17 protein-coding genes and 2 tRNA genes are annotated in these 15,329 nt (G+C 69.5%); 6 read left to right on the top strand and 13 right to left on the bottom strand.

Annotated features, from left to right (window positions below):
- Window positions 1-281 precede the first annotated feature (281 nt).
- The 6 genes from C3942_RS14625 to C3942_RS14600 all read left to right on the top strand — a co-directional run bounded on the left by C3942_RS14625 (window position 282) and on the right by C3942_RS14600 (window position 5,414).
- Entirely contained in the window at window positions 282-1,319 is a 1,038-nt protein-coding gene (locus C3942_RS14625; protein ID WP_243393612.1) for a FecCD family ABC transporter permease, read from the top strand.
- Window positions 1,316-2,113: a heme ABC transporter ATP-binding protein gene (locus C3942_RS14620; RefSeq protein ID WP_207766106.1), complete on the top strand. Its 798-nt coding sequence runs from the start codon at window positions 1,316-1,318 to the stop codon at window positions 2,111-2,113. Before C3942_RS14625 ends, C3942_RS14620 begins: the two co-directional genes overlap by 4 nt.
- A 71-nt stretch (window positions 2,114-2,184) precedes the next feature.
- Window positions 2,185-3,921, top strand: coding sequence for an arylsulfatase (locus C3942_RS14615; protein WP_104231098.1), 1,737 nt, complete (start codon window positions 2,185-2,187; stop codon window positions 3,919-3,921).
- A gap of 79 nt (window positions 3,922-4,000) precedes the next feature.
- On the top strand, window positions 4,001-5,152 hold the full coding sequence (locus C3942_RS14610; RefSeq protein WP_104231097.1) for a CehA/McbA family metallohydrolase: 1,152 nt from the start codon (window positions 4,001-4,003) through the stop codon (window positions 5,150-5,152).
- Between the two features lie 87 nt (window positions 5,153-5,239).
- Window positions 5,240-5,315, top strand: a tRNA-Lys gene (locus C3942_RS14605).
- A gap of 22 nt (window positions 5,316-5,337) precedes the next feature.
- A tRNA-Pro gene (locus tag C3942_RS14600) sits at window positions 5,338-5,414 on the top strand.
- Window positions 5,415-5,520: 106 nt separating this feature from the next.
- Here C3942_RS14600 and queC read toward each other — a convergent pair.
- From queC to C3942_RS14535, 13 genes are all read right to left on the bottom strand, one after another.
- A complete protein-coding gene (queC, locus tag C3942_RS14595; protein ID WP_104231096.1) occupies window positions 5,521-6,192 on the bottom strand; it encodes a 7-cyano-7-deazaguanine synthase QueC in 672 nt (223 codons plus the stop codon).
- A gap of 8 nt (window positions 6,193-6,200) precedes the next feature.
- The gene (gene queE / locus C3942_RS14590) at window positions 6,201-6,875 is read right to left on the bottom strand and encodes a 7-carboxy-7-deazaguanine synthase QueE (protein WP_104231095.1); all 675 of its coding nucleotides are present in this window, start codon (window positions 6,873-6,875) and stop codon (window positions 6,201-6,203) included.
- Window positions 6,876-6,888: 13 nt separating this feature from the next.
- Window positions 6,889-7,794, bottom strand: coding sequence for a tol-pal system protein YbgF (gene ybgF / locus C3942_RS14585; RefSeq protein WP_104231094.1), 906 nt, complete (start codon window positions 7,792-7,794; stop codon window positions 6,889-6,891).
- 36 nt (window positions 7,795-7,830) lie between these two features.
- Window positions 7,831-8,364: a peptidoglycan-associated lipoprotein Pal gene (pal, locus tag C3942_RS14580; RefSeq protein ID WP_207766104.1), complete on the bottom strand. Its 534-nt coding sequence runs from the start codon at window positions 8,362-8,364 to the stop codon at window positions 7,831-7,833.
- A 57-nt stretch (window positions 8,365-8,421) separates the two neighbouring features.
- A complete protein-coding gene (gene tolB, locus C3942_RS14575) occupies window positions 8,422-9,705 on the bottom strand; it encodes a Tol-Pal system beta propeller repeat protein TolB (RefSeq protein ID WP_104231093.1) in 1,284 nt (427 codons plus the stop codon).
- 146 nt (window positions 9,706-9,851) lie between these two features.
- Window positions 9,852-10,814: a cell envelope integrity protein TolA gene (gene tolA, locus C3942_RS14570; protein WP_104231092.1), complete on the bottom strand. Its 963-nt coding sequence runs from the start codon at window positions 10,812-10,814 to the stop codon at window positions 9,852-9,854.
- Window positions 10,814-11,239 (bottom strand): protein TolR, encoded by a 426-nt coding sequence (tolR, locus tag C3942_RS14565; RefSeq protein ID WP_104231091.1) that lies wholly within the window; start codon window positions 11,237-11,239, stop codon window positions 10,814-10,816. The genes tolA and tolR overlap by 1 nt, the downstream gene beginning before the upstream one ends.
- Window positions 11,240-11,249: 10 nt before the next feature.
- Complete coding sequence (gene tolQ, locus C3942_RS14560) at window positions 11,250-11,930, bottom strand: protein TolQ (RefSeq protein ID WP_104231090.1); 681 nt, start codon at window positions 11,928-11,930, stop codon at window positions 11,250-11,252.
- 147 nt (window positions 11,931-12,077) lie between these two features.
- On the bottom strand, window positions 12,078-12,470 hold the full coding sequence (ybgC, locus tag C3942_RS14555; protein ID WP_104231089.1) for a tol-pal system-associated acyl-CoA thioesterase: 393 nt from the start codon (window positions 12,468-12,470) through the stop codon (window positions 12,078-12,080).
- A complete protein-coding gene (ruvB, locus tag C3942_RS14550) occupies window positions 12,467-13,498 on the bottom strand; it encodes a Holliday junction branch migration DNA helicase RuvB (RefSeq protein WP_104231088.1) in 1,032 nt (343 codons plus the stop codon). Before ruvB ends, ybgC begins: the two co-directional genes overlap by 4 nt.
- Complete coding sequence (ruvA, locus tag C3942_RS14545; protein WP_104231087.1) at window positions 13,495-14,085, bottom strand: Holliday junction branch migration protein RuvA; 591 nt, start codon at window positions 14,083-14,085, stop codon at window positions 13,495-13,497. The genes ruvB and ruvA overlap by 4 nt, the downstream gene beginning before the upstream one ends.
- A 9-nt stretch (window positions 14,086-14,094) precedes the next feature.
- The gene (gene ruvC, locus C3942_RS14540) at window positions 14,095-14,610 is read right to left on the bottom strand and encodes a crossover junction endodeoxyribonuclease RuvC (protein WP_104231086.1); all 516 of its coding nucleotides are present in this window, start codon (window positions 14,608-14,610) and stop codon (window positions 14,095-14,097) included.
- Window positions 14,607-15,326 carry a YebC/PmpR family DNA-binding transcriptional regulator gene (locus tag C3942_RS14535; protein ID WP_104231085.1) on the bottom strand — a complete coding sequence of 240 codons (720 nt, stop codon included), beginning with the start codon at window positions 15,324-15,326 and terminating at the stop codon, window positions 14,607-14,609. Before C3942_RS14535 ends, ruvC begins: the two co-directional genes overlap by 4 nt.
- Window positions 15,327-15,329: the final 3 nt, after the last annotated feature.

Below are 15,329 nucleotides of genomic sequence, written 5' to 3'. Positions count from 1 at the left end.
CGGCGCCTGCGCCCCGCCCACCCCTCTCCCGGAGCTAAACGCAGGCGTCGTGAGCGGCGAACCTTTTTCCAAGCACCGCTTGGTGACGCCGGAAGGTTCGCCGCGCCGTCGATGGCGCGACCTCGGCGCCCCCGCGGGGCGACCGGTGATGCGCCGCAGGCGACGACATCGATCCATCGCCACGGCACGGCGGATCGCCTCTCCCGCAGCAGACGGGCCGGCAGAGCGCCGCCGCCAGCCCTCATCCGATATTCTTGCGGGATGCCATCGTCTCTCCCGCCGTGAAACGGCTCCCCCACCTTCCCCTCCTGCTGGCCCTGGGCCTGGCCTTGCTGCTGGCGGCCTGGATGGCGCTGGCCAACGGCCCCTTGCCGCTGCCGGCCTCCAAGATCCTGGCGGCCCTGGGCCTGCCCCTGGACGCGGATCTTCAGGACTACGAGGCCGCCACGGTGCTGCAGTTGCGCCTGCCGCGGCTGGTGCTGGCCCTGCTGGTGGGCAGCGCGCTGGCCTGCGCGGGGGCGACGATGCAGGGGCTGTTCCGCAATCCCCTGGCCGAACCCGGCCTGGCGGGCATCTCCGGCGGCGCGGCGCTGGGCGCCGTCGGCGTGATCGTGCTGGGCGCGAGCCTGCCGCTGCTGGCGGAACGCGCGAGCCTGGCCGCGCTGCCCCTGGCAGCGTTCCTCGGCGGCAGCCTGGCGGCCCTGCTGGTGGCCGGGCTGGCCCGCGTCGACGGCCATACCCGCATCGGCACCCTGCTGCTCGGCGGCCTGGCGGTGAACGCCGTGACCGGCGCCGGCATCGGCTTCCTGGCGCAGCTGGCGGATGACCTGGCGCTGCGCACGGCGATGTTCTGGATGTTCGGATCACTGGGTAAGGCCGGCTGGGACGAGATTGCCGTCGCCGCGCCGCTGCTGGTCGTCTCGGTCGCGCTGATGATCCGCGATGCTCGCGCGCTCGATGCGCTGCTGCTGGGCGAGGCCGAGGCCAGCCACCTGGGCGTGGACGTGGAAGCCCTGAAGCGCCGGCTGCTGCTGCTGGTGGTGCTGTCGGTGTCCGTGGCCGTCGCCGTGAGCGGCATCATCGGCTTCATCGGCCTGGTGACACCGCACCTGATCCGCCTCTGGGCCGGCCCCGGCCATCGCTTCCTGCTGCCCGCATCGGCCCTGCTCGGCGCCCTGTTGCTGACGCTGGCCGACGTGCTGGCGCGCACGCTGCTGGCACCGGCGGAACTGGCCATCGGCGTCATCACCACGCTGATCGGCGGCCCCTTCTTCCTGCTCCTGCTGCTGGGCCTGCGGCGGCGGGCGGAGTTGTTGTGAGCCTGCTCGCGACCGATGCGGGCTACGACAGCGCCGGCCGCGCCCTGCTGCGCCGGGCCTCGATCCGGATCGAGCCCGGTGAAGTGCATGCGATCCTGGGGCCCAACGGCGCCGGCAAATCCACGCTGCTGAAGCTGCTCGCCGGCGAACTGCGCGGCACGCGCGGCGAGCTGTCGCTCGACGGCAGGCCGCTGCCGCAATGGACGCCCGCCGCCCTGGCGCGCCGCCGCGCGGTGCTGCCGCAGGATGAGCAGCTCGGCTTCGGCTTCCTGGTGGAGGAGGTGGTGGCCCTGGGCCGCCTGCCCTGCCCGCGCCATGCGCCGCCACGCGAGCAGGAACTGCTGCGCGAGGCCCTGGCGGCCGCCGGCGTAGCCGCGCTCTGGGGGCGGCGCTACACCGGCCTGTCCGGCGGCGAACGCCGGCGCGTACAGCTGGCGCGCGTGCTTGCCCAGGTCTGGGAGCCGCAGGCCGAAGGGCCGCGCTACCTGCTGCTGGACGAACCCACCGCGAACCTGGACCTGGCGCACCAGCATGCCTGCCTGGACGCCGCCCGGCGCTTCGCCGGCCAGGGCAATGGCGTGGCCGTGGTACTGCACGACCCCAACCTGGCCCTGGCGCACGCCGACCGCGTCACCCTGCTCCACGACGGCGAAGTCGCCGCCTCGGGCCGGCCGGCGGATGTCCTGCAGCCGCAAACCCTGCATCGGGTCTTCGGCATCGACGCCGCGCTGCTGCAGCCGCCGGGCTGGCAGCATCCGGTCATCGCCACGCGCGGACAGCAGACCAGGGCATAAGGAAATTACGCGATATTCCTTTGAAGCATTAATGCAGCCGCCTAAGCTCCGCGCCTCTCACAGGGGCGGGCATGACGCTGCGTTTTCTCCCAATCGTTCGGTTCCTGGCGCCGGCCTGCGGCGGCCTCCTGCTCGCGGCCTGCGGCTCCTCCAGCACGCCCGACCCGGCCGCGGGGCGCCCGGACATCGTCGTGATCCTTGCCGACGACCTCGGCTACTCCGACATCGGCGCGTTCGGCAGCGAGATCCGCACGCCCAGCCTGGATGCGCTGGCACGCGAGGGCCAGGTGCTCGGCAACTTCCATGTCACGCAGCTCTGCTCCACCACGCGCGCCAACCTGCTCACCGGCGCCGATCACCACCTCGTCGGCGTGGGCAGCCTGGTCGACCTGAAGCTGCCCTACCAGAACGGCAAGCCCGGCTACGAAGGCGGCTTCAACGACAAGGCCCGGACCTTCGCGCAACTGCTGCGTGACGCCGGCTACCACACCTACATGGCCGGCAAGTGGCACCTGGGCACGCAGGGTCCCGAGCATTGGGGCTTCGAGCGCTCCTTCGCCCTCGACGGCCTGCTGGGCTACGCCAACAACTTCGGCCCGGTCGCCGGCAAGGAGAACTCCGCCGATCCGGTGGTGTTCGAGGATGGCCAGCCGGCCGCCATTCCGCCGGGCAAGTTCAGCACCGATCACTATGTCGACAAGCTGATCGAGTACGTCGATGCGCAACGGCGCGACGGCAAGCCCTTCCTGCTCTACCTGCCGGTACAGGCACCGCACTGGCCGGTGCAGGCGCCCGACGACTACCTGGAGCGCTACCGCGGCGCCTACGACGCCGGCTATGCCGCGGTCCGCGATGCCCGCATCGCCCGGCAGAAGGCGCTGGGGCTGATCCCGCAGGACTTCCAGGCACATCCGGGCAGTCCCGCCGGAACCCTGAGCTACGGCATTCCCGGGCCGATCATCCATCGGCCCTGGGAGTTGCTGCTGCCGCAGGAACGCCAGCAGGAGGCCCGCAACATGGAAGTGTTCGCCGGCATGGTGGAAAACCTGGACCACAACGTCGGCCGCCTGCTCGCCTACCTCCAGCGCATCGGCCGTTACGACAACACCCTGGTGGTATTCCTGTCGGACAACGGCGCCGACGGCAACGGCTATCCCACGCCTCCCGATGGCTTCCTCGACAACTCGCTGGAGAACTACGGCAAGCAGGGCTCCTTCCTGTATCACAGCGTCGGCTGGGGAGAGGTCGGCTCGGCACCGTTCCGCCAGTTCAAGGGCTTCACCGCCGAGGGCGGCATCTCCTCGCCCACGCTGCTGAAGCTGCCGCGCGAGCGCAACGGCAACCGCCAGGTGCATGCCCTGGCCTCGGCGCTGGACCTGGCGCCGACCATCCTTGAACTGGCCGGCATCGGCGATCCCGGTACGCAGTACGCCGGACGCGAGGTCGCGCCGCTGGAAGGACGCTCGCTGCTGCCGCTGCTCCGCGGCGAGGCGGCCGCGGCCCATGCGGCCGACACGGCCTTCGTCGGCGAGGTCTACAACCACCGCTATGTCCGCCGCGGCCCCTGGAAGATCACGCGCACCGATGCCCTGCCCTTTGCCGGCGGCCTGCTGGCCGACCAGGACTGGCTGCTGTTCAACGTCGAGCAGGATCGCGGCGAGACCACCGTGCTGGCGCGGCGCGGCGTCGGCAGCATCGCCATGCCTGCGCCCGCCGACGGGTACAGCGAGATCTTCGACGGCCTGCTGGCGGACTGGGACGCCTACGTCGAACGCGTGGGCGTGGCCCTGCCGCCGCTGCAGCGCTAGGAAAATCGGCCCTCGGCCGGCCCGGGGATGCCGGATCGCGACTTCCTGAAACAAGATGCCGCCATCCTGGATTCTTTGGATGGAAGCGGATATGCGCCGGTCCTTCGCAGCACTCACCGCGGCAGCCCTGCTGTCGCTGCTTTCGGCCTGTTCGGACAGCCGCGACGAGGCGCCCGCCGACCCCCCCGCCGGGCCGCGCCCCGGCACCTGGCTCAGCGGCGACCTGCACCTGCACTCGGACCACAGCGACGATGCCGCCGACAACCCGATGGCGGAGCTGGTGAATGTGGCCGAGGAGCGAGGCATGGGCTTCTTCACCGTCACCGACCACGACAACCATGTCGAAGGCCGGCTCACCACCTGGGACGATCCCGCCTTCCGGTCCGGCAAGATGGTGCTGCTCTACGGCGTCGAGTACACCACGGCCCGCGGCCACGCCAACATCTTCGGGACGAAACCCTTCGACCATCCGCGCCTCTATGCCCTGCGCGACCGCAGCGACGTCGGGGCCGGCCGCGCCATCGCCGCGGAGGCGCATGCCCAGGGCCTGCACCTGTCGGTGAACCATCCGGTCAATGGCGACCCCTGGGAATTCGGCTTCGACATGCCCTTCGACAGCATGGAAGTCTGGAACGCGCTCTACGCCTTCCCCACCGACAACAGCGGTGCGATCCGGCTGTGGGACGAGCTGATCGGCGGCGGCCGCCGCATCACCGGCCGCGGCGGCAGCGATTGCCACCACCAGACCGGCATCGAATCGCTGGGACTGAACGTGGGCAACCCGACCACCTGGGTCTATGCCGAGGCGCCGACCGCCGCCGCGGTGCTCGCGGCCCTGAAGGCCGGCCACGTCGCCGTGGGTTACGCCCCCACGGCGGAACGCCTGCGCCTGACCGCCGATGCCGACCACGACGGCGGCTACGAAGCCCTGATGGGCGACAGCCTGCCGGCGGCCGGCCGGCCGGTGGCTTTCCGCCTGGAGATCGACGGTGCCCGGCCGCTGGCGGTCTACAACGTCACGGTGCTGAAGAACGGCCAGCCCTTCCTGGAGCGGCGGCTGTTCGGCGAGCAGGCGCTGGACTTCGAGGACAGGCCGGCCGCGGGCCAGCGCAGCTGGTACCGCGTGGAAGTGCGCGGCAGCACCCCGGAGGCGCCCGCCGCCGCCGTGCTGGTGGGTTTCTACGGCGGCTTCGTCGGCCTGACCAACCCGATCTACTTCGGCTTCGAATAAACCGCGTGCCCCGAGGTTCAACCGGCGGAGCGATTGCTGTATCATTCCGCGCCCTCGCAGCGGCCCCGCCGCGGCGAGGCATGCCGGGGGTCGTTAGCTCAGCCGGTAGAGCAGCTGGCTTTTAACCAGTTGGTCGATGGTTCGAATCCATCACGACCCACCATCTTGCTGCACAATAGTCGTATCGGAGTGTGGCGCAGCCTGGTAGCGCACCTGCCTTGGGCGCAGGGGGTCGCAGGTTCGAATCCTGTCGCTCCGACCAAACCATGGAACAAAGCCCCTTGCGGGGCTTTTTTGCTTTCCCGGGTGGTTTTTCGATTCAAACCGAAAACAGGAATCCGTCATGCCGGCGAAAGCCGGCATGACGGCTAGCGATACGGCGTCGGATCGGGCACGCCCGCCGCGGCAAACCCCTCCCGGCGCAGCCGGCAGGAATCGCAGCGCCCGCAGGCCCGGCCGGCCTCGTCGGCCTGGTAGCAGGACACGGTCAGGCCGTAGTCCACGCCCAGCCTCAGGCCCTCGCGGATGATGTCGGCCTTGCTCAGCGTCAGCAGGGGCGCGTGGACCCTGAAGGGCCTGCCCTCCACGCCGGCCTTGGTCGCCACGCCGGCCAGCTTCTCGAAGGCCTCGATGAAGGCCGGGCGGCAGTCCGGGTAGCCGGAGTAGTCCACGGCATTGACGCCGATGAACAGGTCCTGCGCCTCCAGTACCTCGGCCCAGCCCAGCGCCATCGACAGGAACAAGGTGTTGCGTGCCGGCACGTAGGTGCTGGGAATGCCCGTGGTGGGCGTCTCCGGCACCGCCATGCTCGTGTCGGTCAGGGACGAGCCGCCGACCGCGTCCAGGTTCACATGCAGCGTCTGGTGGCCCGCGGCCCCCAGGGCCTTCACCACGCGCTCGGCGGCCCGCAGCTCCGCCACGTGGCGCTGCCCGTAGGACACCGACAGCGCGTAGCTCTCGTAGCCTTGCTCGCGGGCGATCGCCAGCACGGTGGCGGAATCCAGCCCCCCGGACAGCAGTACGACGGCTCTCTTCTTCATCTGCGGCCCTATCGTCCCGGCTCGCTGCCCCAGAGGGCCTTGTGCAACTGGGTCTGGAAGCGCACCGGCAGGCGGTCCGCCACGATCCAGTCCGCCAGCTCGCGCGCCCCCAGCTGGCCGTGCGCATGCGAGAACAGCACGCCGCAGCGCTCGGCCAGGCGGTGCTCGGCCAGCATGCCGCGGGCCCAGTCGTAGTCCGCCCGGGAGCAGAGCACGAACTTGAGTTCGTCCCGGGGCGTCAGCAGCTCGATGTTGGCCAGGCGGTTCCTGCCCTGCTCGCCGGAATCCGGGGTCTTCAGGTCCACCACCCGGATCACCCGCGGATCGACGCCGCCGATATCCAGCGCGCCGCTGGTCTCCAGCGACACGACATAGCCGGCATCGCAGAGCGCTTCCAGCAGCGGCAGGCAGCTCTTCTGCGCCAGGGGCTCGCCGCCGGTCACGCAGACGTGGCGCGCGCCATGGCCGGCCACTTCCTCCAGGACCTGCTCCAGGCTGCGGTACTGGCCGCCGTAGAACGAATACGTGGTGTCGCAGTACTGGCAGCGTAGCGGGCAGCCGGTCAGGCGCACGAACACCGTCGGCCAGCCGGCCAGGGAGGACTCCCCCTGCAGCGAGTGGAAAATCTCCGTGATCTTGAGCCGCACCGCTTCCGGTGATGACCCTGGAGCGGTGTTGCTCACAGCGTGGTGCCCCTTACTTCGGCGGGTTCAGCCGCTGCGCCGCGAGCTTGGCGGCATTGGAGTTGGGATAGGTCGAGATCACGCGCTGCAGCGTCGCGCGACCCTCGGCATCCGACTTCAGCTCCAGCTGGGTCAGGCCCACCTTCAGCATCGCGTCCGGCACCTTGGGGCTGGCCGGGAAGCGCTGCAGGATGGTCTGGAAATTGGTCAGCGCAGCCTTGTAGTCGCGCTTGATGGTGTACATCTCGCCCATCCAGAAATAGGCGTTGGGCGCATAGGTACCCTGCGGGTACGTCGCCACCATGGACTTGAAGCCGCGGATGGCGTTGTCGTACTTGCCGTTCTTGAATTCGTCGAAGGCCGCCAGGTACGCGGTCTCCTCTTCCACCGTGGCGCCGTTGCCGGAGGAGATCACCACCGGGGCGCCGGCGGCGGCCGGCACGCTGGTGCTGGGCGCAGCGGCGGTCGGAGGCAGGGCCGGCGACGACGGAACCACCGGGGGCGGCGGCGCCGTGAAGGTCCCCGGCGTGGCCGAAGGCACCGTGGTCGGGGCGCTGCCGGTGTTGATGATGCCCTGGGGGGCCTCGAAGCGCTGCAGGCGGCGGTCCAGGTCGGCCACCGTGGCGGCGCTGCGGCGCTGCTGCTGGTCGGCGTCGTAGCGCATGCGCTCCATCTCGCCGCGCAACTGGCGGATGTCGTCGCGCAGGCGCTGGTTCTCCTGGTCCATGCCGGCCAGGTTCACCGCGTCGAGGCGGCGCGACAGCTCGGCGACCTTGGTCTCCGTGCGCTGCAGGCGACGTTCCTCGGGGGACAGGGCATCTCCGCTGCCGCTGATGTTGCCGCCGAAATCGGAGCTGGCACAGCCGGCCAGCAGCGCGGCGGGAGCGACGAAAGCAGCAATCAGACGACGTGTGGACATGGACCTGTTCCCCCGGGGATTTCTTAGGTTGCGGCGTTACTGGCGGATGATCTGGACGCGGCGGTTCTGGGCCCAGCTCGCCTCGTCGTGGCCCGGCACGGCCGGACGCTCTTCACCGTAGGACAGCAGCGACAGCTGGTTGGCGTTCACGCCCTTGGCCAGCAGGGAGGCCTCCACGGCCTTGGCGCGGCGCTCGCCCAGGCCCAGGTTGTACTCCGGGGTGCCGCGCTCGTCGGCGTGGCCTTCCAGGCGCACGCGGGCGGCCGGATTGCCCTGCAGGTAGCTGGCATAGCGGTCGATGACCGACTCGCCTTCCGAGTTGATCACGGTGCTGTCGTACTCGAAGTACACGATGTTGTTGCTCAGGGCGCGCTCGGCGGTTTCCTGGGCGCTGGGGCCGCCGATCTGCGCGGGCGCGCCGCTGCCGTAGCCTTCGCTGCCGTAGGGCGTGGTGCTCTGGCCGTAGGGCTCGGCGGCCGGGGCCGCGGGCTTGACGTTCTTCTTGCCGGAGCAGCCGGCCACGGCCAGGGCGGCAACCAGGGCGCCGGCGATGATGAAGTTCTTGGTCATTGGGGTGACTCCTATGTTCTTGAGGTGCGGAAGCTTATCAGCAGGGAATGGCGGAATTTAACGGACCACCGGAGACCAGGCGGGCTCCTTGATGTCGGCCGCCTGGCGCAGGCGCGTGCGGATGCGCCCGTCGACGGATACGGTCGCAAGTTCCGCGCCGCCAGCGCGTCCCTGCGTTGCGTAGATGATCACGGCGCCGCCCGGCGCGAACTGCGGACCCTCGTCCTGGGGGCCGTCGCTGAGAATCTTCAGGCCGCCGCTGGCGAGATCCAGCAGCGCGATGCGCCAGCGGCCGCCGTCGGTGTTGACCAGGGCCAGCGACTTGCCGTCCGGCGAGTAGCTGGCGCGCGCGTTCTGGCTGCCCTCGAAGGTGACGCGGCGCGGATCGCCGCCCTCGGCGCCCATCTCGTAGATCTGCGGACGGCCGCCGCGGTCGGAGGTGAAGACCAGCTTGCTGCCGTCCGGCGACCAGGCCGGCTCGGTGTCGATGCCGTAGTGGTCGGTCAGGCGGCGGCGCTTGTTGCTGGCCACGTCGATGACGTAGATGTCCGGGTTGTTCTCGAACGACAGGCTGACGGCGATCTTGCTGCCGTCCGGCGACCAGGCCGGCGAGCTGTTGAGGCCCGGCTCCGACACCAGCGTGCGCACCTGCCCGGTGGCCAGGGTGTAGACCATCACCGCCGAGCGGCCGCGGTTGTAGCCCACGAAGGCGAGCTGCTTGCGGTCCGGCGCCCAGGCCGGCGACAGGATCGGCTCGCGCGAGGTGGCCAGCACGCGCGGCGCCTCGCCGTCGGAATCCGACACGATCAGCTGGAAGTTGCGCGCCGGGCCGTAGCCGCTGGCGGCCACGTAGGCAATCTTGGTGTTGAAGTAGCCCGGAATGCCGAGCAGCTTCTCGTAGATCATGTCGGCGATCATGTGCGCCACGGTGCGCATCTGCGCCACCGACTTGACCGAGAACTGGTGGCTCAGCAGCTGCTGGCCGCTGACGGTGTCGATCAGGAAGAAGCGGGCGTAGTAGCCGTCGGCGGACTTGCCGAGCTGGCCGATGACCAGGTTGTCGATGCCGGCCGCCTTCCAGCCGTCGGTGACCACCTGCTGCGGCGCGACCGGGGTCTGCGGCATCGCGCCGCGCGGCAGGGCCTTGAAGCGGCCGCTGCGCACCAGGTCGTTCTCCACCACCTGGGCCACGTCCAGCGGAACCTCCGGCGTCGGCTGGAACTGCACCAGGGCGATCGGCAGGGGCGCCACGTCGCCGCCGCTGACGGTGATTTCCAGGGCGGCCTGGGCCGGCACGGCAACCAGGACCAGCAGTACGGCAAGCAGTTTCTTGAACGTCATGGGCAACCTTGAATGGCGGCGCCGACCGGGCCGCGGACCATATTGTGATTCAAAAACCGGCCTTTACGCCAAAGTTCTTCCCCAAGTGACTCTGTCCGTGGGGAAAAAGTTCTGGCGCCGGGGCCAAGACCCTTGCGGCGGGGCGGCTAGCAGCCGCCCGCCGTGGGGCAGAACCTGATCTTGAGGGTGCGATCCGGCGGCATGGCGCGCGGATCCGGCGGCGGCGGCAGCGGGCTGGCCTTGACCACCGCCTGCTCCACCGAGCGGTCCAGGGCGGCGGTGCCGCAGCTGCGCACGACATGGGCGCTCACCACCGAGGCGTCCGGATTCATCTTCACTTCCACCACGCAGGTGAAGGTATCGGCGCTGGCCGGCGGGCGCTGCCAGAACTTGCGCACGCGGGCGGCGATCAGGTCGCCCCATTGCGCCTGGGCGGCACCGATGATGGCGGCATCGCGGGCCGCCTGCTCGGCGGCGGCGGCGGCGGCCAGGGCGTCACGGCGCGCCTTGTCCTCGGCAGCGCGCCGGGCACGGGCCTCCTCGATCGCCTTGCGCTCCTCCGCCTCCTGGCGCGCGAGATCGTCGGCGATGGCCTGCTTCTGGCGCTTTTCCTCTTCCTGCTTGCGCTTTTCCTCTTCCTTGCGGATGCGCTCTTCCTCGGCCTTCTTCTGCGCCTCTTCCTGCTTCTTCTTGATCTCTTCCTGGCGCTTGCGCTCGGCCTCTTCCTTGATGCGGGCCTGCTCCAGCTTGCGCTCCTCGTCCTGGATGCGCTGCTTTTCCTTGCGCTCCTCGGCGAGCTTGCGCTTCTCTTCTTCCTTGGCCTTTTCCTCGGCCTTCTTCACCGGATCCTCCTTGGGCGGCTCCGGCTGGGGCTTCGGGGGTTCGGGCGCTGGCGGCTCCGGCTCGGGCTTGGGAGCCGGCGGCAGCGGCTTGGGCTCCACCGGCTGGGGATTGGGCTGCTGCTTCCCGCCGCCCTGCACCAGGGCGGCCTCGATGATGCGCATCGGCTCCGGCTTGCGGTGGAACAGCGCGCCGAGGATCAGCGCCCCGAACACGAACACGTGCAGGGCGAGCGACGCAACCGCGTAGCGGGTTTGGGGCTTGTTCATCAACGGCGTGGTTTTTCGTCCGTCGGCTCATCCGTGACGAAGCCGATCTTCTTGGCCCCGGCGTCGCTGAGCAGGCCCATGGCCTTGGCGACGAACTCGTACGGGGTCTTCTTGTCGCCGTAGACCAGGATCATCTGCTCCGGCTTCTTGGCCAGCAGTTCCTGGGTCTGCGCCACGACCTCGTCGTCATCGACCGTGGCCTCCGGGTTGCCGGCCCAGCTGATGTGGTAGCCGCCCTTGGGATCCACGGACAGGGTGTGGTCCTCGTCCTGCTGGCTCATCGACTGGGCCTTGACGTCGGGCAGGTCCACCTCGATGCCCTGCGTCATCATCGGCGCAGTCACCATGAAGATCACCAGCAGCACCAGCATGACGTCGATGTACGGCACGACGTTCATGTCGGAGGAAAGCTTGCGGCGCGCCATGGCGGGCTCCTCAGGCCTGGCGGGCGTGACGCAGCCCGCGGTCGATGATGCCCAGCATCTCTTCGGCGAAGGTGTGGTAGCGGTTCTCCATGCTCTCCACGGAGCGGGTGAAGAAGTTGTAGGCGATCACCGCCGGGATGGCGGCGAACAGGCCCATGGCGGTGGCGATCAGGGCCTCGGCGATGCCGGGAGCCACGGTGGCCAGCGAGGCCTGCTTCTGGGCGCCGATGCTGATGAAGGCCGCCATGATGCCCCAGACCGTGCCGAACAGGCCGACGTAGGGGCTGGTGGAGCCGATGGTGGCCAGCATCGCCAGGCCGCCCTCCAGGCGCTCGACCTCGCGCACCTGGGCCACGCGCATCTGGCGCGACACGGCGGCCAGCTGGTCCTCGGGGGCGGCGCGCCCGGAGGTCTGCTGGCGGGTGTACTCCTCGTAGCCGGCGGTGAAGATCGCCGCCAGGCCTTCGGTCTCCTGGTTCTTGCGCACCGACTCGTAGAGGTCGGCCAGGTTGCCGCCGCTCCAGAAGCGGTCCTCGAACTTCTCGGCCGACGAGGCCATGCGCGAGAACAGCCCGCGCTTGGAGAAGATCACGTACCAGGACACTCCCGAGGCCGCCACCAGCAGCAGCAGGACGACCTTGGCAAGCAGGCTCGCCTTCAGGATCAGGTCGAGCATCGACAAATCGTTCATGGAATTATCCTTGTCCTTGGTCCGGACAGCCCCGGGGCCTGGCGGCCGGGGCCTTGTTAGTAAATGTCAACAAATGTTCTGGTTGATCGCAGAATAATAACAAAGAAATCCGCGATCCGTAGGAAATTCTAGCAGCGGAAGATGCCGTCAGATGATTCCGGGCGGCAGCGCTTTCGGACGAAAGGTCGCTGCGTCCACACAGGCGATGCGCACCCGGGCGGTGCTGAGCAGCTGGCCGTCGGCACGCAGCAGCGACTGTTCAAAGATCAGGCTGGCGCGCCGAAGTTCCGCGACGCGGGTCTGCACCTGCAGCTCGTCGTCCAGCCGGGCCGGCTTGCGGTACTCGATCTCGATGGTCGAGACGGTGAACGCCACCCCCTCCTCGAGCCGCAGCCGCTCCTGCCCGTAGCCCCTGGCCCGCAGCCACTCGGTGCGGGCCCGCTCGAACCAGCGCAGGTAATTGGCGTGGTAGGCCACCCCCGAGGCGTCGGTATCCTCGTAGTAGACGCGAACCGGGAAGCCGGCGACGGTTTCGTTCACGAAAACAGGTCCGGCGTGCCGAGGCGGTCCGGCATCTTCAGGCCGTAGTGCTGGTAGGCCAGCCTGCAGGCCACGCGGCCGCGCGGCGTGCGCATCAGGTAGCCCTGTTGGATCAGGTAGGGCTCGATCACGTCCTCGATGGTGTCGCGCGCCTCGCCGATGGCGGCGGCGAGGTTGTCCAGGCCCGCCGGGCCGCCGTCGAAGCGCTCGATCAGCGTCAGCAGCAGCTTGCGGTCCATCAGGTCGAAGCCGTTGGAATCGACGTCCAGCAGCTTCATCGCCGCCGCCGCGGTGGGCTCGGTGATGGTGCCGTCGCCGCGCACCTCGGCATAGTCGCGCACGCGGCGCAGCAGGCGGTTGGCGATGCGCGGGGTGCCGCGCGAGCGCCGCGCGATCTCCAGCGCCCCGCCGGGTTCGATGCCGGCCTTCAGGATCGCGGCGCTGCGCATGACGATGCGGGTCAGGTCCTCGATGCCGTAGAACTCCAGGCGCTGCACGATGCCGAAGCGGTCGCGCAGCGGGCTGGTCAGGGCGCCGGCGCGTGTCGTGGCGCCCACCAGCGTGAACGGCGGCAGGTCCAGGCGGATCGAACGCGCCGCCGGCCCCTCGCCGATCATGATGTCGAGCTGGTAGTCCTCCATCGCCGGGTAGAGCACCTCCTCCACCACCGGCGACAGGCGATGGATCTCGTCGACGAACAGCAGGTCGCGGGGCTCCAGGTTGGTCAGCAGCGCCGCCAGGTCGCCGGCGCGCTCCAGCACGGGGCCGGAAGTCTGGCGCAGGTTCACGCCCATCTCCTCGGCCAGGATATGCGCCAGCGTGGTCTTGCCCAGGCCGGGCGGGCCGAAGATCAGCACGTGGTCCAGGGCATCGCCGCGGCGGCGCGCCGCCTCGATGGCGATACCCAGTTGCTCCTTGACCGCCGGCTGGCCGACGTAGTCCTGCAGCCGGTGCGGGCGGATGGCGCGCTCGATGCGCTCCTCATCCGAGGACGCACCGGCGGAGATCAGGCGCGGGCTTTCGCTCATCGCACGGCGCGCTTGAGCGCCTCCTGGATGATCTGCTCGGTGGTCATGCCTTCCTTGTGCACGGCTTCGGTGAAGCGCTGGATCTCGGCCGGCTTGTAGCCCAGCGCGGCCAGCGCGGCGCGGGCCTCCTGCAGCGGCGCGGTGCCCACCACGGGAGCGGCCGACAGGCCTGCCGCCTCGGACACGCCGCCGGCCTTGTCGCGCATCTCCACCACCAGGCGCTCGGCGGTCTTGCGGCCGACGCCGGGGATCTTGGTCAGGCGCACGACGTCGCCGGCGCGCACGGTTTCCCAGAAGTCCTCGACGCTGACGCCGGACAGGATCGCCAGTCCCAGCTTGGGGCCGACGCCGGAGATCTTGATCAGTTCGCGGAACAGGCCCTTCTCGGTGGCGCTGGCGAAGGCGAACAGCAGGTGCGCGTCCTCGCGTACCGTCAGGTGCGTATGCAGGCTGACGCCCTCGCCCACCGACGGCAGCTTGTAGAAGGTGGACATCGGCGCCTCCAACTCGTAGCCGACGCCCCCGACGTCCACCAGCAGCAGCGGCGGCTGCTTCAGCACCAGCTTTCCGGTGATCCGGCCGATCATGTTGTCCTGCTATCCCCAGGCTTTGTTCAGGGTGAGTCCGCTGCGCATCTTAGTGGAACGCACATGCGCATGGGTCAGCGCCACCGCCAGGGCGTCGGAGGCATCGGCGGCCATGGCCTCGCGCAGGTTCAGCAGCACCTTGACCATGTGCTGCACCTGCAGCTTCTCGGCGCGGCCGTTGCCGACCAGGGCCAGCTTGACCTGGGTGGCGGCGTACTCCGCCAGCGGCAGCCCGGCCTGGGCGGCGGCGACAATGGCCACGCCACGGGCCTGGCCCAGCACCAGCGCGCTGGAGACGCTCTTGTTGACGAAGACCTCTTCCAGCGCGACTTCCGCGGGGCGGAACTCGGCGATGACCTCGCCGAGGCCCCGCAGGATCTTCAGCAGCCGCTCCGGCATCTCGCCCACGGTGGCGTTGATGCGCCCGCAGGCCAGATGGCGGCTCCTGCCGCCCGTCACCTCGATCACGCCGTACCCGGTGTAGCGCGAGCCGGGGTCGATGCCGAGGATGCGGGTGGCGGTCACGCGAACTCGGCGTTCGAGTAGACCTTCTGCACGTCGTCCAGATCTTCCAGCATGTCGATCAGCTTCTGCAGCGCGGCCGCTTGCTCGCCCGACACCGCGCTGGTGTTGCCCGGACGCATGGTGATGTCGGCCTGCACCGGCTTGAGTCCCTTGGCATCCAGCGCCGCCTTGACCGCCTCGAAGGCGTCCGGCGCCACCAGCACCTCGGTGACCTCGTCGTGGTTGACCACGTCGTCGGCGCCGGCCTCCAGGGCCTGCTCCAGGATCTTCTCCTCCAGCGCCGCGTCGCCGCCGGTTTCGAACAGGATCTGGCCGGTGCGGCTGAACTGGAAGGCCACCGAACCGCTGGTGCCCATGCTGCCGCCGCACTTGCTGAAGGCATGCCGGACTTCCGCCACGGTGCGGGTGGGGTTGTCGGTCATGCAATCGACCATGATGGCGACGCCGCCCGGGCCGTAGCCCTCGTAGCGGATTTCCTCGAACGCGTCGGCATTGCCCTCGCCGGAGCCGCGCTTGATGGCGCGCTCGATGGTGTCCTTGGTCATGTTCGCGGTCAGCGCCTTGTCGATGGCGATGCGCAGGCGCGAATTGGCCTTGGGATCGCCGCCGCCGGTGCGCGCGGCGACGGTGATCTCACGGATGAACTTGGTGAACAGCTTGCCGCGCGCCGCGTCGGTGGCGTTCTTGCGCGCTTCGATGCTTGGGCCCCGCCCCATATG

Origin of the sequence: Solimonas fluminis, assembly GCF_002930645.1 — a bacterium.
Classification (GTDB): domain Bacteria; phylum Pseudomonadota; class Gammaproteobacteria; order Nevskiales; family Nevskiaceae; genus Solimonas_A; species Solimonas_A fluminis.
This window is presented reverse-complemented; position numbering and strand designations above follow the sequence as displayed.